Below are 23856 nucleotides of genomic sequence, written 5' to 3'. Positions count from 1 at the left end.
AACTATCTTATTTTTAATTATTACTTTTATTCATTATTCTTTTTGCATATAAGCAGCATTTAATCAGCACAACTCCCACCAGCATAGAACAGACAATGCCAATTGCAATGAAAAGAGGACTTCTATCAGCGGAAGCAATGCCGTTTTTTGCCAACACCCAAAGTCCCGTCTGAAAACAAACGGCCGACAACAAGCAGAACAGCAGCACATTGCGTTTCCAATGTTTTGGCATCGGTTCATTTTTTTCTACCTCTTCTACCATTTCCTTCATTGCTTCTTCAATCCATATCTTCATCTTCATTGTCTTGAGGATTTATTTCATATTTGGGGTCTAAATCATATCTGTACGCAAGCAAAAAATCGGCCTTTTTATCTTTGGGTTTACAAAGAGAATACAATATGGCCCCTACTACCAATGGGGCAGCCGCAACAACTGCAATCCCTGCCAGCATACCACCTCCTATTATACCGCCAATTGCAGCCAATCCGGAGGTTATTCCTGCTGCCGACAACCCAGCAACAACACCTGAAGCCGAAATCAAGCTTATCATTCCTGCCACCGTACAAGCAGATCCTCCACTTGCCATTATTTTGGCAACCAAATCATCTTTGTCTTTTCTAGTCATCTTTTTGTAAGCATCAAAATCTTTGCCTAATACAACGGTGAACATGATACAGAATTCTGCATAGCACACGTCAGTAGGATAGCTCTTGCCCTCGGCCAAACGTGTAATTGCGTACTTCGACATTGTCATAGCCACTGCAAGTTCATCAATAGAAATAGAAGAATTACTCATGAATGAACGCAAAAACGGAGCGAAACCGACTCCTTTTGGAAATTCTTGATTTTCCATAATCTTTTTTTTTAAAGTTTATATTATGGCGCCCTCTGCCTATAAAAACAAAAAGCAACCGTTAGCATTAACGATTGCAAAAATATGGGGGAAGAATCAAGCACGAAATAGACGTCTACGAAAAAGGCAATCAACCTCTTTATCCATTCCTCATGTTCTTTTTAAATTCTTCCCATTGCCAATCAGGAAAGTTCAATGTATCATTTACGATTCTCCACGCGTCCTTTGGCTGGTCTAATAGAGTTTGCAATATTTTCCATGCATTTATTATTATAGATGTAGCATCGCCCTTTGTACACACCTTTCTTAGTGTTGCCCCGAAAGATCTGCCGTTCATTGTCATCAGAATCTTGTTGATATGCGTGTAAGGAGGTGAAACAGCCACTATTCTATTATTTTCTTTACCACACTTAGAAGTATCTAATGTTTTCAAATAAAATTGCATATACCCCAGAAGAAGTATAATCACATAGACAAATTGTTTATTAGTTTTCTTCTGGAAATCTCGCTCTTTCACATCTCCGTTTCCTACTATCCGCCACGCTGCCTCATAGTGTTTTTCTTTTGTTAAGTATCCACTTTCAGTGGCCTTTTCCAGCAGCTTCTCAAACAATTTTTTATTTGTCTTCCCCTTTCCCTTTTTCGACATTCGGCCTATCTTTTCAAGCAGTTCCTGATATGCCTCTTTTGTAAAGTTAACATCAGCAGAGAAACGTATCTTATCCTCTTTTTGAGACTCTTTCCGGGAGTCAGAAAGTTTTCTCAGAGCCTCAACATCTTCATTTTCAAGATACCCCTCATATACACTTCTTATAAGACGAACCGCCCTTGCACCCACCTCCACAATATCCTCATCTTCATGAAGAGTAATCCAAAAGGGCCAATAAGTATGGTTGTTCGCATTATTTGTAGGCTTAAAGCGGTGAGTGAAAAATTTCCCCGGAAATGTATTTTCAAGAACAGCAGTAACATAATAACGAATATCTTCCCATTCTTCATTGAACATGGCCATCCCATCTTTATCATTCTCATCAAGAATCAGTCCCTTACACCCATAATAAATACCGACAACCGGTTCATACACATCATATTCTATCAGAAATTCATACCCTCTGCATCCATCCTTACTATACAATGTCTCCAGCTTATACATCATGTGATGCGGAACCTTGTTTCCATGAAAAGAAGCATCCGCTTTAAAATCCTCCACTTCATCCAACAACCTCATCTTCTTTTTATAAAACTCTGAAGCTATGCCATTTAGTTCTTCCCAATGCTTCCGGTTCCTCTCTCTGATTTTATCTTTCTCCATCTCAGAGACAGCCTCCTGACAGTTCACATCACATTCGGCCCCATCAAAATCAATGCTAACACTGGAAAAATATTCAAGGGCTGCCTGCACTTCTTTCTTTTTAGCATAGACCTGCCTCGCTATAAAGATGCAAGCCTCCCGCGTAAGGTGATAGTTTTCCACGCTCCTACGCGCACCAGAGCCTACCCCAACCATTTCAACCATCAGGTTAAAATGCTCATCCACATTTATACCATCCGCTTCGGCAGAGCTCATGGCTTTTGCCAATGGAACGGAAAATTTCTGGTACGTACTATACCCCAAAGCAGCGCACAATTCCCTCGAAGTCCAGTATGACCGTCCTTGCCCATCAAACTTCCTTATTTTCTCAAAAGGTGATTTATCACTGATTTTCAATTCTTTATTCATAAAGACAGAAACAAATTACATGATATAAAAATCCTCATCTATAATGACGAACACTCAACAACACTAATATCAAGCATGAAGATAGCAATAAAAAAACATCCCGTCACATAATTGGAAACATTTTGTATACAGAGAGACGGGAGCAATGCCCTATATTTGCAACCGGTCAATCAATCACCGGCCATGAAAAACAGGTAGTTTATGAGAAATTTCATTGTATTATGCTTATTGGCATGTCTGGCATCATGTACAGACAAAAAAGAATTCCAGACAATAAGAGAACGAATCGATTTATCAGGAAATTGGAACAGTTCATTAGGGAACTGCACATTGCCCGGTACGACGGATGAAAACAAGTTGGGAGACGGCAGGCATCCCACCAATGTAACCTCCCAGTTGACACGGACTTATCCCTACTCCGGCATCGTAGAATATGAAAAAGATGTTGAAATTCCCGTACAGATGGAAGGGAAACGCCTGATACTCTTCATGGAACGTACAAAGCCCAGTACTCTCTGGATAGACGGGGACAGCGTCGGCACGTTGGGACATATCTATGCACCTCACTGCTATAGCCTGCCGGCCTTGGCACCCGGCAGCCACCATATAAAGATACGCATTGACAATTCCCCCAGCTCCGTACCAGCCGAAATCCAAAGCTCGCATGCCTGGACCGACGGCACACAAACCAACTGGAACGGCATTCTGGGCGATTTCTACATCGAAGCGACCCCACACACCTATCTCGAGCAGGTACAAGTCTACCCGTCTGTAAAGGAGAAAAAGGCCCGCATCCATGTAAACATATACAGCGATTCGGAGCAATCGGGCGTAGTGACCCTTTCTGCCAAGACGTGGAACACCCAACAAGAACACCTGTTACTGGACATGGAAAAACAAGTCGGCTTAAGCAAAGGTGAAAATAAGATAGAACTGACGCTCGACATGGGCAACCGGATGCAGACATGGAGCGAATTCCACCCCACACTTTATGCACTGAACGTGACCCTTGCCACAAACGAGGGTAAAGACAATATAATAACAGATTTCGGTATGCGCGACTTTGCCACCGAAGGTACTCAGTTCACCATAAACGGCTTCAAGACCTTCTTGCGCGGCAAACACGACGCTTGCGTATTCCCACTTACCGGATATGCGCCGATGGATGTAAAGTCCTGGCGAAAAGTTTTTCAGACAGCCAAGAGTTATGGCATCAACTACTACCGTTGCCATTCCTACACCCCGCCCCGCGCCGCTTTTGCCGCTGCCGACATCGAGGGTATCTATTTCCAGGCCGAGTTGCCTTTATGGGGAAGCATTTCACCGGACAACCATCGCCTGAATGACTTCTTGCTGAACGAAGCCTATATGACCCTCGACTACATGGGCAATCACCCCTCATTCACCATGTTGGGACTGGGCAACGAGTTGGGTGGCGACGTTGACCTGATGCGCAATTGGCTGGACGGATTCAGAAAACATGACAACCGCCATCTCTATTCGCTCGGTTCCAACAACTTCCTGGGTTGGGGAGGTGCCATAGACGGTGAAGATTATCTGACAACCTGCCGGGTAGGAGGAGGCGAAGGCTATACAACGCACGTACGCAGTTCGTTTGCCTTTGTCGATGCCGAAAAGGGAGGTATCTTGAACAACACCCGTCCCAATACCCGTGCGGATTATACTGCTGCCATAGCGAAATCTCCCCGACCGGTCATCAGTCACGAAACCGGACAGTTCCAAGTTTATCCCGACTACAAGGAGTTGGAGAAATACACCGGCGTATTGCATCCATATAACTTGGAAATATTCCGTGACCGGCTCAATGAAAACGGACTGCAGAACCAGATCGACGCATTCCATCAGGCTACCGGCCGTTTTGCCGTCGAATGCTACAAGGCTGACATTGAATACGGCCTGCGCACTGCCGGCCTGGGCGGATTCCAGATGCTCGACCTTCAAGACTTTCCCGGACAAGGCTCGGCACTGGTAGGCATTCTGGATGCTTTCATGGACAGCAAAGGCATTGTCACTCCCGAAACATTCCGCGGCTTTTGTGCTCCGGTGGTACCGCTGGCGCTTATGGACACCTACTGTTACAGCAACAAAGAAGAGCTGAACATAGGCCTCGCCCTGACAAATTACGAAGAGCAACCATGGTCTGATGCATTATGCTGGCGTCTGGAAAGCCTGAGTGACAGCGTAACTTTTGTTCGCGAAGGCAAAGTCCCCGCCCATGTAGAGCAAGGAAAAGTAATGCAGGTGGGCGAGTTGAAAAGCACCCTTACCGAAATAGACAAGCCTGCCCAATTGCGACTGACACTGACCACCGGGAATTATCATAACTATTATAACTTATGGGTATACCCCGACCGGACACCGGAAAGCGAAGCGGACATCTTCATCTGTCAGTCCTTGGATGACGAGGCGCGAAAGAGACTGAGCCAAGGAGGGAAGATACTGCTTATACCCGACCACAAAGCCATTGAAGAACAGAGTGTAGGTGGACTTTTTACTCCTGACTACTGGAACTATGCCATGTTCAAAAGCATTTCGGAAAACGCCGGCCGCGAAGTTTCGCCGGGCACCCTCTCCTTGCTAATGGACGAGAAACATCCCTTGTTCCGGCAGTTCCCCACCGAGTACCATAGCAACTGGCAATGGTGGAGCATCGTACGCCATGCCCGCCCCTTTATTCTGAATGCTACGCGCCACGAATACAAGCCGCTTATCCAAGTAGTAGACAATGTGGAACGGAACCACAAGTTAGGCTTGCTGTTCGAATTTGCCGTAGACAACGGTAAGGTATTGGTTTGTATGAGCAATCTCGAAGCAATTCGCCACACTCCGGAAGGAGGTCAGCTGCGCAATGCCATTTTAAGCTATATGAAGTCGGCTGAGTTCTCTCCCACCGAGACGCTGACCTCACAGCAGTTGCAGCACATATTAACAACCGAGGTGAAGAAGCAAGACATTGTCGGCGTGAAAAACCAGTCGGATTACGACGTACAGCCAGAATAAAAAATAAGTATGAGAAGTTTCATCATAATTCCACTTTTCCTCGGCTGTCCCGTCATTTTTCAGTAGCTTTGCAAACTTTAATACAGCAAGCAACTCATGAAACTTACCCTTATACGCACCGCTCGTGAAACCGGCAAAGAGACATTCAGCACATGGCCCAGCGACACCTTGATGGAGAAGATGAAAACCGAGAACAAAGCCGGACACATATCCGCCTTGCGCAGCCTCATTCCCCACATCACCGGAAGCAACGGACACTACCCCTGCATAGACAAACTGCCACGCATCTGCCCTGCCGCAGAATATGCCCGCAGCAAAGAGGGGGAAAGATACCTGAAAACCTATAACGGACTGGTACAGATTGAAGTCAACCACCTGGCCAATGCCGTGGAAGTGGAGCAAGTAAAGCACCAGGCGGCCCTGCTGCCGCAAACTTTTGCCGCCTTTTGCGGAAGCAGCGGACGAAGCGTAAAAATATGGGTACTGTTTGCCACCCCCGACGGTTCGCGCCCCAGGCAGGAAGAAAAAATCAGGCTGTTTCATACCGCTGCCTACCGGCTCGCCGTAAACTGTTACCAGCCCCTGCTCCCCTACCCCGTCACACTGAAAGAACCTGCCGTGGAGCAAAGCTGCCGCATGACGCTCGATGACCGTCCCTATTACAATCCGTCTGCCGTCCCTTTCTGTCTGGAACAGCCTTTGTCCGTGCCCGACGAGCCCACCTTCGGCCAACGGAAACAGACCGAAGCAAACCCGCTGATGCGTATTGCCCCCGGCTATCCGGCCTCCCAAACCTTCTCCATCCTCTTCGAAGCCGCCCTGAACCGTACCTTCGAAGAGCTGGAAAACTGGAAACGGGGCGATGACCTACGCCCCCTGCTCTACCTGCTTGCAGGGCATTGCTACAAAGCCGGCATTCCCGAAGAAGAGGCAGTACGCCAAGTCATGATGCACTACTACCGCGAAGCGGATGAACAGCTGGTGCGCATGACCCTGCACAACCTCTACCGCGAATGCAAAGGCTTCGGCACCCGCAGCAGCATGACTCGCGACCAAATCACCGCCTTCCGCCTGGAAGAATTCATGAACAGACGCTATGAGTTCCGCTGGAACACCGTGCTGGGAGAATTGGAATTCCGCCAACGGGACTCCATACACTTCCACTTCCGCCCTGCCGACCAGCGGGTAAGAAGCAGTATCGGACAGAATGCCCTGAAAGAAGGAATCAGCGTATGGGACAGAGATGTGGCACGCTACCTCAACTCGGACGCCATTCCCTTGTACAACCCCATCGAAGAATATCTGAACAGCACCGGACATTGGGACGGCAAGGACCGTATCCGCGCATTGGCCGACCTCGTCCCCTGCAACAATCCGTACTGGCGGGAACTCTTCTACCGCTGGTTTCTCAGCATGACGGCGCACTGGCAAAACATCGACCGCCAGCATGGAAACAACACGTCTCCCCTACTGGTCGGAGCCCAAGGCTATCGTAAAAGTACCTTCTGCCGCATCCTGCTGCCACCCGAACTGCGCTTCGGATATACCGACAGTATCGACTTCAAAAGCAAGCAGGACGCAGAGCGGAGCCTCGGCCGCTTTTTCCTGATAAACATCGACGAATTCGACCAAATCAGCGTCAATCAGCAAGGTTTTCTAAAGCATCTGCTGCAGAAACCCGTGGCAAACCTGCGCAAGCCTTACGGCACCGCCATCCAGGAAATAAGACGCTACGCCTCCTTTATAGCCACCAGCAACCAGAAAGACCTGCTGACAGACCCCAGCGGCAGCCGCCGTTTCATCTGCATCGAAGTCACCGGCCCCATCCATACCAATGTCACCATCAACTACCGGCAACTCTACGCACAAGCCATGGATGCCATAGCCAAAGGTGAACGCTACTGGCTGGACGATTCCGACGAAGCCATCTTGAAACAGACCAACCGGGAGTTTGAACAGCCCACACCGTTGGAACAGCTCTTCCTCTGCCACTTCCATCCCGCCGAAAATGAAGAGGAAGGAGACTGGATGACCCCTATGGAGATTCTCTCCTTCTTGCAAACCAAGACCAAAGACCGGCTGTCCATCAATAAAGTGGCTCTGTTCGGACGTGCACTCCACAAACTGGGCATCAGCAGCCGCCGGAAGACAAGAGGAACAGAATATCATGTAGTGAAAAAAGAATAATCCTGCCAATTAATTTGCTTCTACTTTCGGTTTGCGCTATCTTTGCGTTTCAAATCAAGAAGATATGAAAAAAGAAAGTCAAGTGATATTCGACCGGAATGCCGTAGAGTTTGTGACCGTAGCCGCCGAGTTTTGCAAGTTTCTGGAACAAGCGGAAGGGGTGAAACGTTCCGCGTTCGTCGATACCTCCTTAAAAATACTTCCGCTGCTCTACCTGAAGGCCTCCATGCTGCCCGAGTGCGAAACCATAGGAGACGAGGCGCCGGAAACATTCGTCACCGAAGAGACCTATGAGGTACTCCGCATGAACCTCGCCAATATCCTGGCCGAGAAAGACGACTACCTGGACGTATTCGTATCCGACATGAAGTATAGCGACCAGCCCATCACCAGGAACATTTCCGAAGACTTGGCCGACATATACCAGGACATCAAGGACTTTATCTTCGTATTCCAACTGGGTTTCAACGAGACGATGAACGATTCGCTTGCCATCTGCCAGGAAAACTTCCGCCTCCATTGGGGACAAAAGCTTGTCAACACCCTGCGTGCCCTGCACGAGGTGAAGTATGCGCAAGGCGAGGATGAAGAGGAGGAAACCGCAGACTTTGAATATTAAATTATGGTTATCAAAAGAACAATAGATAAAGAAATCTTGAAAGACCTGCCCAAAGCCGCTTTTCCGGGACAGATACATGTCGTACAGACACCATGGGAAGCGGAGAAGGCAGTCGCCTATCTGAAGTCCTGCCCGTTGCTGGGCATAGACAGCGAAACCCGTCCATCGTTCACAAAAGGACAGATACACAAGGTGGCCCTGCTACAGATTTCCTCAGAGGAACATTGCTTTCTGTTCCGCCTCAACCTGACGGGACTGACTCTGCCGGTTATCACATTGCTGGAAAACCCAAGTGTAACGAAAGTAGGCCTTTCCTTGCGGGATGACTTCATGATGCTGCACAAGCGTGCGCCCTTCGAACAGCATGCCTGCATCGAATTGCAGGAATATGTCCGCGCTTTCGGCATCCAGGACAAAAGCCTGCAGAAGATATACGCCATCCTCTTCGGGGAAAAGATTTCGAAAAGCCAGCGCCTTTCCAACTGGGAAGCCGAAACCTTGACCGAACCGCAGAAACTGTATGCTGCCACCGATGCCTGGGCATGCCTCAACATCTACAACAAGCTGCAAGAACTGAAACGGACAGGGGATTTTGAGATAGAAGCCAATAATAATGTGGTAATGTGATGCACATTATCACATTACCACATTAATCACATTATATATATGTACAAAGTATACCTTAAACCCAATAAAGAGGAGTCATTAAAGCGTTTTCACCCGTGGGTGTTTTCCGGCGCCATCGCACATTTCGACGGAGAGCCCGAAGAAGGGGAAGTTGTTGAAATCTACACGTCCAAAAAGGAATTCATAGCCAAAGGGCATTTTCAGATTGGCAGTATCGCCGTACGCGTACTGACCTTCCGTCAAGAAGAAGAAATCAATGCGGACTTCTGGAAACGTAAACTCAGCATAGCATACGACATGCGCCGCAGTATCGGCATAGCCGGAAACCCGACAAACAACACCTATCGCCTGGTGCACGGGGAGGGAGACAACCTGCCGGGGCTGGTTATCGACATTTATGCCCGTACCGCAGTGATGCAGGCACATTCTGCCGGCATGCACCTCGACCGCATGGCCATTGCCGATGCCCTTACCGAAGTGATGGGCAGCCAGATTGACAATATCTATTACAAATCGGAGACGACCCTTCCCTTCAAGGCCGACCTCTATCCGGAGAATGGTTTCTTGAAAGGCGGCAGCACGGACAATGTAGCCATGGAGTACGGCCTGAAGTTCCACATCGACTGGCTGAAAGGCCAAAAAACCGGTTTCTTCGTAGACCAACGCGAGAACCGTTCGCTACTGGAACGTTATGCCAAAGGCCGCAGCGTACTGAATATGTTCTGCTATACCGGCGGCTTCTCCGTATATGCTATGCGTGGAGACGCCAAACTGGTGCATTCCGTGGACAGCTCCGCCAAAGCCATCGACTTGACCAACAAGAACATCGAACTGAACTTCCCGGGTGACACCCGCCATGCCGCCTATGCAGAAGATGCCTTCAAATACCTTGACCGCATGGGCGACCAATACGACCTGATAGTTCTTGACCCTCCTGCTTTTGCCAAGCACCGCGATGCTCTGCGCAATGCCCTGCAAGGCTACCGCAAACTCAATGTCAAGGCTTTCGAAAAAATCAAGCCCGGAGGTATTCTTTTCACTTTCTCGTGCTCGCAAGCCGTCAGCAAAGAAAACTTCCGCACCGCCGTGTTCACAGCCGCTGCCATGTCCGGCCGCAGCGTACGCATCCTGCACCAACTGACGCAACCTGCCGACCACCCGGTCAGCATCTATCATCCGGAAGGGGAATACCTGAAAGGACTGGTTCTATATGTAGAATAAAGGAAAAAGCAGGCTTTGTTAGCCTGCTTTTCTTAAATAGAGTTAATAAAAAGCAGAAATACGCCAAAACAGCATGTTATATAACATAAACCGTGTATATTTGCACTGTGTTTTTCATGGTATTAGATTTAAGGTTAATAAAGATTGGGTGTCTGGGATAGATACCCTTCTTTTTTTATAATACATTCCTTCCCAAAACCCATCCCTCATTAATCTCTTTCGTTGAAGAAAAAGCCGTACAGAACTTGTTTTTCTCCTAGTCTCATTGTACATTTGCATCTATTACATAATTCAAAACATAAAAAGCTAATATTATGAGCATCAAATTCCGACTCACTGCCATGCAATTCCTGCAATTCTTCGTTTGGGGAGCATGGCTGATTTCATTAGGTGGTTACATGGGCGGTACGTTACATTTTGAAGGCGGACAAATCGGAGCAATCTTTGCAACCATGGGTATAGCCTCACTGATAATGCCCGGACTGACCGGTATCATCGCCGACAAATGGATAAACGCCGAACGCCTTTATGGCATACTCCACCTCATCGGTGCCGGTGCTCTGATTTATGCTTCAACTGCCACCACATACAACCACATGTACTGGGCCATGCTGCTCAACATGCTTGTTTACATGCCTACACTATCTCTGGCCAACACCGTATCCTACAATGCATTGGAAAAATATAAGATGGATTTGATAAAAGACTTCCCTCCCATCCGTGTATGGGGAACGGTAGGCTTTATCTGTGCCATGTGGGCTGTGGACCTCACCGGGTTCAAGGCAAGTTCGGCACAGCTCTATGTGGCAGCCATATCGGCAGCCATGCTGGGACTTTATGCTTTCACTTTGCCAGCCTGCCCCCCCATGCGCAGCGAAGGAAAAACGATGCTCTCCGCTTTCGGACTGGATGCACTGGTGCTGTTCAAGCGCAAGAAGATGGCTATCTTCTTCTTGTTCTCCATGCTGCTGGGAGCCGCCCTTCAAATAACAAACACATACGGCGACCTTTTCCTGGGTTCGTTTGCTTCCATACCCGAATATGCAGATTCGTTCGGTGTAAAACACTCCGTCATCCTGCTCTCCATCTCGCAAATGAGTGAGACGCTGTTTATCCTTGCCATCCCCTTCTTCCTGAAACATTTCGGAATCAAGCGTGTTATGTTAATAAGTATGTTTGCATGGGTATTCCGTTTCGGGCTCTTTGCCCTCGGAGACCCGGGAAGCGGACTCTGGATGCTCATTCTCTCGATGATTGTCTACGGCATGGCATTTGACTTTTTCAATGTATCGGGCTCGCTGTTTACAGAAATGGAGGCACATCCCAGTATCCGTGCCAGCGCACAAGGCTTGTTCTTCATGATGACGAACGGTGTGGGAGCCATCATCGGAGGTTATGCCAGCGGAGCCGTGGTGGATGCCTTCTCGGTATATGCCGAAGGCGGAGGACTGGTAAGCCGCGACTGGACACCGGTATGGCTTATCTTTGCAGGATATGCTTTAGTCATTGGTCTGCTATTTGGAATGGTGTTCCGCTATAAACATAATCCGGAAAAAATAGAGAAAAACTGATTGAGAGTCAGGTTGATTTAATAGGTATGAATAAGAAAAAGATAGAACTACAAGTACTAAACATTTCCAACAGCCAGGCGCAAGCGGGTGCCTATGCCCTGGTACTGGGTGAAGTGGGTGGCAAACGCCAGCTTCCGATTATTATAGGTGCCACCGAAGCACAAGCTATGGTCATCGAGATGAAAGGTATTGTACCGCCCCGTCCGCTGACCCATAACCTATTTGCTTCCGTTCTTGAGGTGCTGGGTGTAAAACTGATGCGTATTCTTATCTATAAAGTAGACAACGGGGTATTTTACTCTTACCTTTATATGAAAGCCGAAGAAACCATTCTCCGGATTGATGCGCGTACCAGCGACGCCGTTGCCCTGGCATTGCGCATGAATGCCCCCATCTTTGTCTACGAAGACATCCTCGAAGCAGAATGTCTGAAAACCGCCGAAGGTTCCACCGACCCGATGGGAGGCAGCGAACCGGACAAAGACGAACTGCTGCAGGAAGACACGATAGGCATACTGAAAACGGCCCTGCAAAAAGCAATCGAAGAAGAGGATTACGAACGAGCCGCACAGATAAGAGACCAAATCAACCAACTCAAAAACAATTTGTAACATGCACGTATTCTATACTCCCGACATACAGACCCACGCAGAACTGCCCGAAGAGGAAGCAGCACATGCCGTACGGGTCTTACGCCTGCAAGCAGGCGACGAGGTTATGCTGACAGACGGAAAGGGCTGCTTCTATCGCGCCGAAATCAGTACGGCTACCAACAAACGCTGCCTGGTGAATATTCTGGAAACCCTTCCGCAAGCCCCCTTGTGGAAAGGTCATCTGCACATTGCCATGGCACCTACCAAGAACATGGACCGTACAGAGTGGTTTGCCGAGAAAGCGACGGAAATAGGGTTTGATGAACTGACATTCCTGAACTGCCGTTTCTCGGAACGGAAAGTCATCAAGACGGAGCGCATCTCCAAAATTCTGGTTTCTGCCATCAAGCAGTCGCTCAAGGCACGCCTGCCCCAACTGAATGAAATGACAGACTTCAACAAGTTCATCACACAGCCTTTTCTGGGTCAGAAATTCATCGCCCACTGTTATGAAGGCGAAAAACCGCTTTTGAAGGATATGGTACATCCCGGAGAGGACGCTCTCGTACTAATCGGTCCTGAAGGAGACTTCAGCGAAGAGGAAGTCCGGAAGGCGACGGAAAACGATTTTATCCCCATCAGCTTGGGAAAATCAAGGTTGCGTACAGAGACGGCGGCACTGGTTGCCTGCCACATCCTCAATTTACAGAATCAATGATACTCACTAAAACAAAAACTATATGAAAAAGAACCTATTCTTCCACTTCTCAGTACTGGCAATGCTCATCGTGCTGATAAGCGCTTGTTCGTCCAAAAAGCCAGAATACACCAACGTTATTCCTTCCGATGCCTCGCAAGTCATCGCTGTCAATTTAAAATCATTGGCAGACAAGGCCGGTACCAAAGATAAAGAGACTAAAGAAGCACTGCAAAAGCTGACAGATGCCTTGAAAAGCGATATGAATGCAGCTACTTTCCAACAATTGGAGGCTGTACTGAAAGACCCTGCCAAATCGGGAGTGGACGTCAATGCGCCGATTTATGTCTTCAACGCTCCCTCGTTCCCCTACACCACCATGGTAGCCAAGGTTCAAAGTGAGGATGATTTGCTGAAGCTTCTGGAAGTTACGGAGAAAGAACAGATAATCAGCCATGTGGCAGAAGCGGACGGTTACAGTTTTGCACAAATCAACAAGCGGGCATTGCTCGCTTTCACTCCTACCACGCTTATGATGGTGAACTACACCGGCACATCGCAACTGGAAAAAGTCAAAGAAGGAATTCCCGCCTTGCTGAAACAGACCGGAGAAAACAGCATCAACAGTAACACCGCTTTCAAGAAAATGCAAAAGCAGGATGGAGACATCAATATGCTCATCTCTCCTTCCAGCCTGCTGAGTGCATACGCCAATCCGCTGAATTACGGAATATCCCACAATATCGACCTGAAAGACTTGAAGATGCTGGGAAGTCTCTCCTTCGAAAAAGGGAAAATAGAACTGAAAGTAGAGAGCTATACCGAGAACACAGAATTGAAAGCACTTTTCGAAAAGCAAATCAAAAGTACTTGTCCCATCGAAAACACGTTCTTGAAGTATTTCCCAAAATCTACCCTGGCGCTATTCAGCATAGGTATCAATGGAGAAGAGTTCTACAATGTGCTGCAAGAGAATGAGCAGTTCCGCAACGATTTCTCCATTACCAAAGCCGCTGAAGTAAAAGACTTGTTCAGTGCTTTCCACAACGACCTGACCATAGGCCTTATTAATGTAACCATGAACAGCAATCCTTCTTTCCTGGCCTATGCCAGCGTAAAGAACGACGCTCCCTTGAAAGCCCTTTATGAGAAAAAGTCCGAACTGGGACTGAAACGCGGCGAAGACATCGTGAAATTGAATGAGAATGAATATGTCTATAAATCACGCGCTATCAACATATTCTTCGGCATACGAGACAAACAGATGTACGCCACCAATGACGAACTGCTGTATAAGAATGCCTGTAAGACCGCCGACCCGTCTGCCAAAGAGACTGACTTCGCTTCCAGCCTAAAAGGCAAGCGTACAGCCTTTGTCATCAATGCGGAAGCCGTACTTGACCTGCCCGTTGTAAAAATGCTAGCTGGATTTGGCGGACAAGAGTATAGCACCTATTACTCGCTGCTCGGTAATATCTCGTATCTGGAAGCTGTCGGCAACGAGGACAAGGCAACCGTTACCCTGCAGCTGAAGAACAAGAATGTTAATGCGTTGAAACAGATTGTGGACTTTATCAAGCAGTTTGCAGGAATGTAATTTAAGGATTAGAGATTAAGGATTAATACCACTCATGAATAGGATTCACCTACGGCAAACACTACCTCAAGTGTTTGCCGACCGTGATGCCATTACCTCAGACGTATGGCATCGGGACATTACGTTCCACAAAGGGAAACGTTATCTCATAGAAGCCGCTTCGGGCACCGGAAAATCATCGCTTTGCAGCTATGTTTACGGCTACCGCAACGATTATCAGGGAATCATCAACTTTGATGAGCGCAATATCCGTTCACTCTCCGTCAATGACTGGACAGATATACGCAAACACTCCCTCAGCATTCTTTTTCAGGAGTTGCGTATCTTTCCCGAACTTACCGCCATCGAAAACATACAACTGAAGAACCGGCTTACCAACTTCAAAAAAAGGAAAGAAGTCCTTACCCTATTCGAGGCAATCGGCATTGCCGACAAGGTAAACGAGAAAGCCGGGAAGCTATCTTTCGGCCAGCAACAAAGAGTCGCCTTTATCCGCAGCCTCTGCCAGCCTTTCGACTTCATCTTCCTGGACGAACCCGTCAGCCATCTGGATGACGAGAACGGAACAATCATGGGCAGGCTGCTGACAGAAGAAGCCAGCCGCCAAGGAGCGGGAATCATAGTGACTTCCATCGGCAAACATCTGGAATTGGATTATGATGAAATTTATCAATTATAAATGTGGCTAATATGAACCGACTTGTTTGGAAACTTCTCCGCCAGCACATCAGTGTCGGACAGTTGGCAGGCTTTTTCCTCGCCAATCTCTTCGGCATGATGATTGTATTGCTGAGCGTACAATTCTATCGTGATGTCCTTCCCGTTTTTACGGAAGGGGACAGTTTCATGAAGAAGGATTATATCATTGCTACCAAGAAAATCAGTACTTTGGGCAGCTTTGCCGGGAAAAGCAATACCTTCTCCAAAGATGAGATAAAAGACCTGAAAGCCCAACCTTTCACCAAAGGGGTAGGCGCGTTCACTCCTTCCTTGTTCAAAGTCTCTGCCGGACTCGGTATGCAGGAAGCCGGTATCCGCTTGTCGACAGAGATGTTTTTCGAGTCTGTACCCGACGAATATGTGGATGTCAGTCTGGACAAATGGCATTTTGATGAAGATACCCGGATAATTCCCATCATCGTTCCGCGCAATTATCTGAACCTCTATAACTTTGGCTTTGCACAAAGCCGGAGTCTGCCGAAACTCTCCGAAGGTTTGATGAGTCTGGTACAGATGGATATCATGATGCGGGGCAACGGACGTGTGGAACAATATAAAGGCAACATTGTAGGATTCTCCAACCGGCTGAATACCATTCTCGTTCCCCAATCCTTCATGGACTGGGCCAACAAGAATTTTGCACCGGAGAAAGAAGCTGAACCGTCCCGACTTATTGTGGAAGTGAAGAATCCTACCGACACAGCCATCACCGACTATTTCCAGCAAAAGAATTACGAAACCGAAGGCAACAATCTGGATGCCGGAAAGACAACTTATTTCCTGCGTCTCATTACAGCTATCGTCGTGGGCGTAGGATTGTTCATCAGCATTCTGTCATTCTACATCCTGATGCTGAGCATCTTCCTGCTTCTCCAAAAGAATACGGTAAAACTGGAAAACCTGCTGCTGATAGGATATAGCCCGACGCGGGTAGCCACGCCTTATTATATACTGACAGTAGGGCTGAATGTACTGGTACTGCTCCTCGCCATCGGCTGCGTGGCATGGGTACGCAGTTACTATATAGAAGTAGTCCAAAACCTCTTCCCGCAACTGGAGAGCGGTTCACTGCTTCCATGCATATTGACCGGCGGTCTGCTGTTTCTGGCAGTATCACTGCTGAACGTACTGGCAATACAACGGAAAGTCAGTAACCTCATCAGGTTAAGAAGATAAAGCCAGGCTCATCGGAAAACAGATAGATAAGTCCCGAAAATCAGGGTATTGCTCCTATCCCAACACTCGAAACAAACTTTATCCGTTTTCCTTTTCATCCAGCTTTTTCAGCCTCAACAATGCCTCCATATAGTAGTAATCAGCATAGATGATAGAGGCATCAATCTCCGACTTGGCAGGCCAGTGTCCGGTAGAGTGCAACAAGAAAGAAGGTTTGCTCTTTCTACTCTGATATTTATCCGAACTAAGACTTTTCAACATCTTTATGGCAGCACCCTTGTACTCCCTCCCCTTTTCACCAGGCAGATAAGTAGAAAGTTCCAATAATGCGGAAGCTACTACTGCGGCAGCCGATGCATCACGTGGAGCATCCGGGATGGCAGGGTCATTAAAATCCCAGTACGGCACATAATCTTCCGGCAAATTCTTGAGATATACATCCGTCACCTTTTGCACAAAATCCAGATAACGGACATCTTTTGTTTCACGATAGACAGTAGTATATCCATAAATTCCCCAAGCCTGCCCACGGGCCCACATTGAATTGTCCGCATATCCCTGATGGGTACATCCCCGGATAAAATCTCCCGTCAGCGTATCGTAAACTGCTACATGACAGGAAGTATAATCCGGACGGAACTGGTACTTCATTGTCTTATCGGCATGAGAGACGGCTATATCTGCCAGATATGGATTACCGCCATTCTTGGCTGCCCAAAACAACATCTCCAGATTAATCAGGTTATCCATAATCGTATTATGCCCACCGAACATCTCCACATTGCGCGGCCACGAAAGGATAGTGCCTACACGGGGATTGAACAAGGTAGCCAATGAATCTGCCGTATTCAGAATCACCTGCTTGTATTCGGGATTATGGGTCAACCGGTACCCGTTTCCATAACTGCAAAAGACCAAAAAGCCCAAATCATGGTCGAAAGCCGGGATTTCGGAAAGGAATTTCAGAGAAGCTGTGAATTTCTCCGCTTCCTCTTTAATCTTTTCATCACCGGTGTACTCGTAATCATACCACAAAATACCCGGCCAGAAGCCGCTGCACCATTCATCTTTCGTAGCCTTGCGATAATTCCAGTCGTACTGGCCATCCAAGATATTACGAGGCATCATCGTATAGTCAATCTTACCTCCCTTTCCACGCATGATGTCCAAAGTACGATGCACCTGACGATTACAATAATCCAGTTCCTTATCAACAATCAACTCCTCTTTTGAAGTTGAACAAGCAGCAAGCAAGCATAGTCCCAAGCCTGCCAATAGTGTTTTTGTTTTCATTTATCTTATCTTTTTATTTTTCTATGCGAAACCAGTCAGCATCAACCCAACCTCTGTCTTTACCAAACGGAGCCGTACTGAACAAACCGACTTTAGCGCCAATCCACTTGCCTTGACGTGCAGTAAACGGTTCACCGGCCGGTTGATATTTCTTTCCGTCCAAACTATAATGGAAATGGCAGACCCCATTCTTACCTACCTTTACCCGCAAATAGATGTCCCGTTCATAATTGGGGAACAGTCCGGCTTCAAGCTTCCGGCTTACCGGCAATTCCATCAATCGGGTAGAAGTTTCCTTATTTTGTTGCTCGGCATCTTTGCAGACCACCTGCTTTAGTACGAATCTGTCGCCTTGCTTCTCCACTCCAATGTAACAATAGTCCCATCCCATCACAATCAATCCGGATTGCTGTCCGTCAGCTTTAGCCACCACCTTCAACTTGGTCGTGGCAGCAAACTCTTCTGCCGGAAACTTTTGCAACAACAGATTCGGCACTTCCCAGAAATTCACGAAGTCCTCGGACAGCACATGCCCATAGATACGCATATACCCCAAATCGGAAGTAAAACCAAAAGCATCCTGATAATTGGCATGCCATTCCCATTGCAGCCCCAACCGGCGGGAATTGAACTCATCACTCTCTGCCGGAGTCTCTACCGGATATGTCTTCCCGACATTCGGTTTCCGATACCGTCTTACCGGTTCTCCGCAACCGTCACCGTCCTTATCTTCACCAATGACAGGCCAACCCTCCGTCCACTTCACCGGATTAAGATGAATGACCCGCCCATACATTGCTTTATCCTGAAAATGTACAAACCAGGATTCACCGGAATTCGTCTCTACCCAAGCACCCTGATGTGGGCCGTTGATGTCCGTACTTCCTTGCGCCATCACCCTTTTCACTTCGTAAGGGCCATAAACATTCTTTGAACGGAGTGCCAGTTGCCAACCGGTAACCACCCCACCGGCAGGGGCCAATATATAATAATACCCATTGCGTTTGTAGAATTTGGGGCCTTCCACCGTATGGTTCACCCCGTCATTGCCATCAAATACCAACACCGGTTCGCTGATGACTTTGGTTCCTTCCGGATTCATTTCGCATACCGTGACGACACTGTTGAAAGCGGCACGGCTTCCGGCCCACGCATGAACCAGATAGGCCTTCCCGTCTTCATCCCACAAAGGCGTAGGGTCTATCATGCCTTTTCCGGCCTTTACCAATACCGGTTTATCCCATTCACCTTGCGGGTCTTTGGCCTTCACCATAAAAATGCCGAAATCCGGGTCTCCCCAATAAATATAGAACTCACCGTTATGGTAACGTATGGAAGGAGCCCACACGCCCTTTCCATGCTGAGGCTTGTTATAGAATTCTTCCGGTTCGATAACTTTCAACGCGTAGTTTACCAGTTTCCAATTCACCAAATCCTTGGAATGGAGAATGGGCAACCCCGGAGTACAATTAAAACTGGAAGCGGTCATATAAAAATCATCTCCCACCGCACACACATCCGGATCGGAATAGTCGGCATGCAGAACAGGATTCATATACGTCCCATCCTTCCGGTCGGCAACCCAAACTTTGGAAACGGACTGCCCACATACAGCCTGACAAAATGCAAGTACTCCAAACAGTATAAAAAACATCTTTACCATAACAATACCTTCTTTGAATAATCCATCATCTATTACGTTCAAAGGGAGAATTACACCTAAACCTTTATAATATTTTTCCTTTATATTTTTTCAATCCCTTCGCCTCTTTCGCCTCCACCGGTACAAAACGAACCGCAGCACCGCCACTGGGTTTCAGGTCAAACTTCATCGTCATGGAAGCATCCACCAATAAATAGCTGCATTCCACCTGCGTACGTGTTTTCACCTTTTCGCCGCCATCGGTATAGACAGAAGCAAGATAGACTTTATTCTTATCCAAGAAATCCAAAGGAATTTCTTCTTCGGAACCTTCATTATTGGTCATCGCCCCCAAGAACCATTCCTGCCCTTTACGACGGGCCATCGTTATGTTTTTGCCGGGAGCGCCATCCAATACTTTCGTATCGTCGAATACAGTTTGCAAGTTCTCAAACCATTCCATTTCCGGTTCTCCGTGATAGAACGACGGTTTGTCATACCAGAAGATAGTTTGCAGCGGACTGTAGAACACGAGCGATGCTGCCAGTTGGTGGGCATGAGTCGTTTTCAGCCGTTTGTCGAAATAACAGATCGTATAGTCGGCTGCACCGTTTATCATGCGAGTGAAGGGAAGCGTGACATTATGAGTTGCATCGGGAAACTCTTCGTTTCCGCAAATACCTTCCTGAGTCAATAAATTCGGATAAGTACGACTGAAGCCTGAAGGGCGATACTCATCATGGATATTCATCAGCAGATGGTTCTCTGCTGCCAAGCGGACCATGTCGTGCAACCAGGTAGCCCAGCGATGGCTGGCGTATTGTACGAAACCGGATTTCACTCCGACAATTCCCCATTGGCGTAGCAATGGGAAGAGTTCACGCATTTGTTTCATGAGTGCATGCTGGTTGACGTACACCCAGATGCCAACTCCTTTCTCCTTACCGTATGCTACTACGCGGGGCATATCCAGTTTGTCAACCACTTTTGTAGCATCCCCGTCATGTGAAGTACAGGGCATATACCATTGCCAGTCGAAAAGCATATACGGAATATGATGTGCTGCACAGAAGTCGATGGTAGCAATAGCCCCTTCGGTGGTGATAGTCGTTTCGCGCATAATCTTGCCCGGTTTCACCCATGCGGCAGCATCGGCAATTTCGCACGGCGGATTCAGATTCTGGATGATATCATTGTGTTCCAGCAATTCACCCGGTTTGTCGGCTGCCATGACTATCTTCCAAGGAGTGGCATAATAGGTCACCACATCTACGGGGCTATACATTACAGAAGTCAACGTGTTCTTCTTATCGGTGGAGACGAGGTATTTGGTCAGGCACCAGTCGTCTACATCCGCATCTGCCAGTGCGGCCCATTTGCCATTCGGGAGTTCAAACGTAAGGGCACGTTCCACCGGATGTTTGATATCATCGATATTCAGGCGTTCGAAGAAAGCCTGTGCCCATTGTTCAGTCCATGCTTTTGTGCCTGCCGGTAAGGCGTATTCTGTGAGATCACCTACTACTTTATGAAAGATAGCCTTCGGATGTTCCGGGAAGAAATAGCGGAAAGCCACTCCTTCATTATAGGCACGTACCTCTATATTGAGCCGATAACCGGAGTTGTCTTTCTTGGAGAGACAAAGGGTGCCGGCCCGGTAATGATCGCGTACACTGCTACGCTCACCGTAAAGCGGCTGCCAGGTGAGGTTTGTTTCGGGCTGGTAAGTCACGGAGTCCACTTCCAGATTGTCCATCCAGCAGGCAGGCTGTTTCAGATTTCGAACTCCCAAAGCCATTTCCCATATCCGGTTGTCCAGTTCCAACCCGGCACGCGACTCATTGACTACGGGTTGTGATTTGTAATCTACCCGATAACAAAGTTCGTTTACCGCAGGTGAAACCTGCTTTTGGTAAAATACTATTTCATGTGTTCCGTCAGGAGATGCCAGCTTCAGTTCCTTGCCATTGTCCGCAAAAAGGGAAGAAGCGAGAGCTAACATAATAATTGTTGAGCCGATAGTCTTCATATCCTCGTATTTATTGTTTTTATATAAATACGATTTAAGATATGGGGATACTCAATGTATTCTATCTTTTTAGGGAAATAATGTTCGAGACAGTTTGTGAAATGACGGGACTTCCATAAAATGACGAGAAACCATCTTCCTTTTGTGAACTTCCCTGTACATGAGCTATGAAGAATCCATATACCCGGCCCTGTTTATTGATCCATGGATAGGCGCCGGCCCAACCCGGTGAACTGATCTGATAGGCTTCTCCTGTTGCTTCATCAATGAGTTCCCTCCATTCTCCCAAACCGTATATACCGGTATGATATTTTTTCAGTGCACGTTCTACGTATTCACCCGGATGAACTTCCGCATTTCCCACCTGGTCTGCCTGCATTTCATGTATGGTTTCGGGTTTCAGTATTTGCTTTTCTTCAAATACGCCATTGTGGTAGATCATATCAAGAAAACGCATGTAGTCGTGCAAAGTGGTACAGAGACCTCCACCCAGCATGGGAGCGTGTCCGCCATCCGTATTCACGGGCGTGAAGTGAGAGCTTTTCATTCCTAAAGGTCGGGCAATTAATTTCTGGAATAATTCCTCAAATTCTTTATTCATCGCTTTTTCTGCCATCCGGCCGGCTATCTGCATGGCAAGTCCGCCATATTCAAAACGAGTGCCGGGAGTGAAAACCGTGTCAAGTGGAAGAATCTCCATGACTGCCGAATCCAGCTGATTGTAATTGTCTACGCGTGGTTCCGGCAGGTAAGGGCGAACGCCTGATGTGTGCGAAAGCAACTGACGTAAAGTAATCATTCCTTTTACGTCGTTTTTAAATTCAGGAATCCATTTCTTTACATTATCATTCCAATCCAAATCGGTACGGTCTACTACCGCTCCGATGACTGCAGCTGCCACCCATTTTCCGGCAGAGGCTACATAGACTTTGGTATCGGGAGTGAATTCTTTATAGTTTTTCCAAAAGATAATGCTGTCATCTCTAACTACGCAAATGGCTGCACCGGGATAATACTCTTTGTCTATCCAACCGGTAATAATGGAATCGAGTGGTGCAAAATTATAAACCGCCTGCCTATTACTGGCAGGGCGGCATGACAGGAATAAAAGATAAATTCCCCAAAGAGAAACTGTAAGAAGATTCTTTTTCATCTACTTTGTTTTTAAATCCCAATATATAACATAACGTTGATGGTGCACATCGTACAGAGGTTTCAATATAGTACCTTCCGCATTTTTGAATTCCAGTCCTTTACCTGTACGTTGCAGGTTGCGTTCCGGATGTTTTAAGTCTACTTGCAATGTCGTATTCAATCCTGCCGGGATATGATAATCGTAAGTATAATAATCATTGTATAATGCCGGATCAGAGAATGGTGCCGGAGTTTGCATACCTTCTGTTCCCAATTCGCCGGCCAATACCAGCGGTCCGTATAGCAGAGCTCCCTTTTGAGGATTATCAGAAGTGGTTTCCAGCTGCAGGCTCATCGGATAATTGGCTTCAATGCGATCACCGTCTTTCCACTGGCGGGTTACAGCAATGTATGATCCCGGTTTCTGCTTTACCGATACTTTTTTCCCGTTGACGTTTACTTTCACGCCTTCACTCCATGAGGGATAGCGCAGATAAATCGTAGTGGTGACAGGTTTGTCTGTTTGGATGGTCAATGTAGTGTTTTCTTCTGCTGGGAAACCTGTTTCCTGACGCAGAGTTATTCCTTTTGCTTTCCAGTTTACTTCTGACGGAATAAAGAGATTCACGTAAATTCCTTTTTCATTGTGACAATAGATAGCTTCTCCGTATTTGGCATGACTTTCAAAACCACTGCCTACACAACACCAAAAGGAATTCTCCCGGGTACTATAAACTTTGTGAGAGCCGGAGAGTAAGGGCAAGAAATAGGATACCATTCCCGTTTCAGGATCTTGTTGTCCAAGAATATGATTATAGAGTGCACGTTCGTAGTAATCGGCAACTTTGGCATCTCCCGTCCAGCAGAACAGGTGACGGCTTAGTTTCAGCATATTGTACGTACAACAAGTCTCACCGGTATATCCGGTCAGATGTTTGGATAATTGTTGTGGATCGAAATAATGCTCTTTATCACTACTGCATCCCGGTGCAAAGGTATGGTGGTCTATCATGGTATGCCAAAAGAAATCTGTCAGTTTCCGACTGTCGTTATCCTGCGTCAGCTCGTAGTTGCGTGCTTCGGCAAGAACTTTTGGAATAAAGGTATTCGTGTGCTTGGTACCTAAATCATCGCGTTGTTCTTTCAGCGGATCTA

19 protein-coding genes are annotated in these 23856 nt (G+C 47.3%); 11 read left to right on the top strand and 8 right to left on the bottom strand.

Features of this window, described 5'->3' with window-relative positions; all coding sequences use genetic code 11:
• Window positions 1-13: 13 nt before the first annotated feature.
• The 3 genes from ABUA47_RS00125 to ABUA47_RS00115 all read right to left on the bottom strand — a co-directional run bounded on the left by ABUA47_RS00125 (window position 14) and on the right by ABUA47_RS00115 (window position 2574).
• Window positions 14-301 (bottom strand): hypothetical protein, encoded by a 288-nt coding sequence (locus ABUA47_RS00125; RefSeq protein WP_035449033.1) that lies wholly within the window; start codon window positions 299-301, stop codon window positions 14-16.
• Window positions 279-854: a hypothetical protein gene (locus ABUA47_RS00120; RefSeq protein WP_070101133.1), complete on the bottom strand. Its 576-nt coding sequence runs from the start codon at window positions 852-854 to the stop codon at window positions 279-281. The genes ABUA47_RS00125 and ABUA47_RS00120 overlap by 23 nt, the downstream gene beginning before the upstream one ends.
• Window positions 855-993: 139 nt before the next feature.
• Window positions 994-2574: a hypothetical protein gene (locus ABUA47_RS00115; protein ID WP_147346171.1), complete on the bottom strand. Its 1581-nt coding sequence runs from the start codon at window positions 2572-2574 to the stop codon at window positions 994-996.
• 201 nt (window positions 2575-2775) lie between these two features.
• Here ABUA47_RS00115 and ABUA47_RS00110 point away from each other — a divergent pair, with 201 nt between their 5' ends.
• The 11 genes from ABUA47_RS00110 (at window position 2776) to ABUA47_RS00060 (ending at window position 16603) form a co-directional block, all read left to right on the top strand.
• Window positions 2776-5595 carry a glycoside hydrolase gene (locus ABUA47_RS00110; RefSeq protein WP_347774574.1) on the top strand — a complete coding sequence of 940 codons (2820 nt, stop codon included), beginning with the start codon at window positions 2776-2778 and terminating at the stop codon, window positions 5593-5595.
• Between the two features lie 96 nt (window positions 5596-5691).
• Window positions 5692-7782 carry a BT4734/BF3469 family protein gene (locus ABUA47_RS00105; protein WP_087331748.1) on the top strand — a complete coding sequence of 697 codons (2091 nt, stop codon included), beginning with the start codon at window positions 5692-5694 and terminating at the stop codon, window positions 7780-7782.
• A gap of 64 nt (window positions 7783-7846) precedes the next feature.
• Entirely contained in the window at window positions 7847-8401 is a 555-nt protein-coding gene (locus ABUA47_RS00100; protein ID WP_008665189.1) for a DUF5063 domain-containing protein, read from the top strand.
• 3 nt (window positions 8402-8404) lie between these two features.
• Complete coding sequence (locus ABUA47_RS00095; protein ID WP_005832934.1) at window positions 8405-9028, top strand: 3'-5' exonuclease; 624 nt, start codon at window positions 8405-8407, stop codon at window positions 9026-9028.
• 39 nt (window positions 9029-9067) lie between these two features.
• On the top strand, window positions 9068-10249 hold the full coding sequence (locus tag ABUA47_RS00090) for a class I SAM-dependent rRNA methyltransferase (RefSeq protein ID WP_005826914.1): 1182 nt from the start codon (window positions 9068-9070) through the stop codon (window positions 10247-10249).
• 314 nt (window positions 10250-10563) lie between these two features.
• The gene (locus ABUA47_RS00085) at window positions 10564-11820 is read left to right on the top strand and encodes a nucleoside permease (protein WP_009038063.1); all 1257 of its coding nucleotides are present in this window, start codon (window positions 10564-10566) and stop codon (window positions 11818-11820) included.
• Between the two features lie 26 nt (window positions 11821-11846).
• Complete coding sequence (locus ABUA47_RS00080; RefSeq protein ID WP_035449041.1) at window positions 11847-12431, top strand: bifunctional nuclease family protein; 585 nt, start codon at window positions 11847-11849, stop codon at window positions 12429-12431.
• Between the two features lies 1 nt (window position 12432).
• Window positions 12433-13131 (top strand): 16S rRNA (uracil(1498)-N(3))-methyltransferase, encoded by a 699-nt coding sequence (locus tag ABUA47_RS00075; protein ID WP_035449043.1) that lies wholly within the window; start codon window positions 12433-12435, stop codon window positions 13129-13131.
• Window positions 13132-13153: 22 nt separating this feature from the next.
• Window positions 13154-14707, top strand: a complete 1554-nt coding sequence (locus ABUA47_RS00070) for a DUF4836 family protein (RefSeq protein WP_005832938.1) — start codon at window positions 13154-13156, stop codon at window positions 14705-14707.
• A 34-nt stretch (window positions 14708-14741) separates the two neighbouring features.
• Entirely contained in the window at window positions 14742-15386 is a 645-nt protein-coding gene (locus ABUA47_RS00065; protein ID WP_005826927.1) for an ATP-binding cassette domain-containing protein, read from the top strand.
• Between the two features lie 11 nt (window positions 15387-15397).
• Window positions 15398-16603, top strand: coding sequence for a hypothetical protein (locus ABUA47_RS00060; protein ID WP_035449045.1), 1206 nt, complete (start codon window positions 15398-15400; stop codon window positions 16601-16603).
• A 78-nt stretch (window positions 16604-16681) separates the two neighbouring features.
• Here the strand turns inward: ABUA47_RS00060 and ABUA47_RS00055 are convergent, their stop codons facing one another.
• The 5 genes from ABUA47_RS00055 to ABUA47_RS00035 form a co-directional block, all read right to left on the bottom strand.
• Complete coding sequence (locus tag ABUA47_RS00055) at window positions 16682-17896, bottom strand: glycoside hydrolase family 88 protein (RefSeq protein ID WP_035449047.1); 1215 nt, start codon at window positions 17894-17896, stop codon at window positions 16682-16684.
• Window positions 17897-17909: 13 nt separating this feature from the next.
• Window positions 17910-19559 carry a glycoside hydrolase 43 family protein gene (locus ABUA47_RS00050; protein WP_035449340.1) on the bottom strand — a complete coding sequence of 550 codons (1650 nt, stop codon included), beginning with the start codon at window positions 19557-19559 and terminating at the stop codon, window positions 17910-17912.
• A gap of 64 nt (window positions 19560-19623) precedes the next feature.
• On the bottom strand, window positions 19624-21567 hold the full coding sequence (locus ABUA47_RS00045; RefSeq protein WP_035449049.1) for a glycoside hydrolase family 97 protein: 1944 nt from the start codon (window positions 21565-21567) through the stop codon (window positions 19624-19626).
• A 61-nt stretch (window positions 21568-21628) separates the two neighbouring features.
• Window positions 21629-22720, bottom strand: a complete 1092-nt coding sequence (locus ABUA47_RS00040; RefSeq protein ID WP_005832948.1) for a serine hydrolase domain-containing protein — start codon at window positions 22718-22720, stop codon at window positions 21629-21631.
• Window positions 22721-23856, bottom strand: a 1136-nt coding sequence (locus ABUA47_RS00035; protein WP_349831358.1) for a beta-L-arabinofuranosidase domain-containing protein, incomplete at its 5' end; no start/stop codon positions are given.

The sequence above is a fragment of the Bacteroides sp. RTP31139st1_H2_RTP31139_211217 genome (genome assembly GCF_040227615.1).
Lineage (GTDB): Bacteria > Bacteroidota > Bacteroidia > Bacteroidales > Bacteroidaceae > Bacteroides > Bacteroides uniformis.
Note: the sequence above shows the minus strand (reverse complement) of the source record. Positions and strands in the feature narration are given on the sequence as shown.

What these genes read in the sequence shown, in the direction of transcription:
- ABUA47_RS00070 (WP_005832938.1), top strand. Translation starts at nt 13,154, where the DNA reads ATGAAAAAGAACCTATTCTTCCACTTCTCAGTACTGGCAATGCTCATC.
- ABUA47_RS00045 (WP_035449049.1), bottom strand. Translation starts at nt 21,567, where the DNA reads ATGAAGACTATCGGCTCAACAATTATTATGTTAGCTCTCGCTTCTTCC.
- ABUA47_RS00080 (WP_035449041.1), top strand. Translation starts at nt 11,847, where the DNA reads ATGAATAAGAAAAAGATAGAACTACAAGTACTAAACATTTCCAACAGC.
- ABUA47_RS00105 (WP_087331748.1), top strand. Translation starts at nt 5,692, where the DNA reads ATGAAACTTACCCTTATACGCACCGCTCGTGAAACCGGCAAAGAGACA.
- ABUA47_RS00125 (WP_035449033.1), bottom strand. Translation starts at nt 301, where the DNA reads ATGAAGATGAAGATATGGATTGAAGAAGCAATGAAGGAAATGGTAGAA.
- ABUA47_RS00100 (WP_008665189.1), top strand. Translation starts at nt 7,847, where the DNA reads ATGAAAAAAGAAAGTCAAGTGATATTCGACCGGAATGCCGTAGAGTTT.
- ABUA47_RS00115 (WP_147346171.1), bottom strand. Translation starts at nt 2,574, where the DNA reads ATGAATAAAGAATTGAAAATCAGTGATAAATCACCTTTTGAGAAAATA.
- ABUA47_RS00095 (WP_005832934.1), top strand. Translation starts at nt 8,405, where the DNA reads ATGGTTATCAAAAGAACAATAGATAAAGAAATCTTGAAAGACCTGCCC.
- ABUA47_RS00085 (WP_009038063.1), top strand. Translation starts at nt 10,564, where the DNA reads ATGAGCATCAAATTCCGACTCACTGCCATGCAATTCCTGCAATTCTTC.
- ABUA47_RS00065 (WP_005826927.1), top strand. Translation starts at nt 14,742, where the DNA reads ATGAATAGGATTCACCTACGGCAAACACTACCTCAAGTGTTTGCCGAC.
- ABUA47_RS00050 (WP_035449340.1), bottom strand. Translation starts at nt 19,559, where the DNA reads ATGGTAAAGATGTTTTTTATACTGTTTGGAGTACTTGCATTTTGTCAG.
- ABUA47_RS00090 (WP_005826914.1), top strand. Translation starts at nt 9,068, where the DNA reads ATGTACAAAGTATACCTTAAACCCAATAAAGAGGAGTCATTAAAGCGT.
- ABUA47_RS00040 (WP_005832948.1), bottom strand. Translation starts at nt 22,720, where the DNA reads ATGAAAAAGAATCTTCTTACAGTTTCTCTTTGGGGAATTTATCTTTTA.
- ABUA47_RS00055 (WP_035449047.1), bottom strand. Translation starts at nt 17,896, where the DNA reads ATGAAAACAAAAACACTATTGGCAGGCTTGGGACTATGCTTGCTTGCT.
- ABUA47_RS00075 (WP_035449043.1), top strand. Translation starts at nt 12,433, where the DNA reads ATGCACGTATTCTATACTCCCGACATACAGACCCACGCAGAACTGCCC.
- ABUA47_RS00110 (WP_347774574.1), top strand. Translation starts at nt 2,776, where the DNA reads ATGAGAAATTTCATTGTATTATGCTTATTGGCATGTCTGGCATCATGT.
- ABUA47_RS00060 (WP_035449045.1), top strand. Translation starts at nt 15,398, where the DNA reads ATGAACCGACTTGTTTGGAAACTTCTCCGCCAGCACATCAGTGTCGGA.
- ABUA47_RS00120 (WP_070101133.1), bottom strand. Translation starts at nt 854, where the DNA reads ATGGAAAATCAAGAATTTCCAAAAGGAGTCGGTTTCGCTCCGTTTTTG.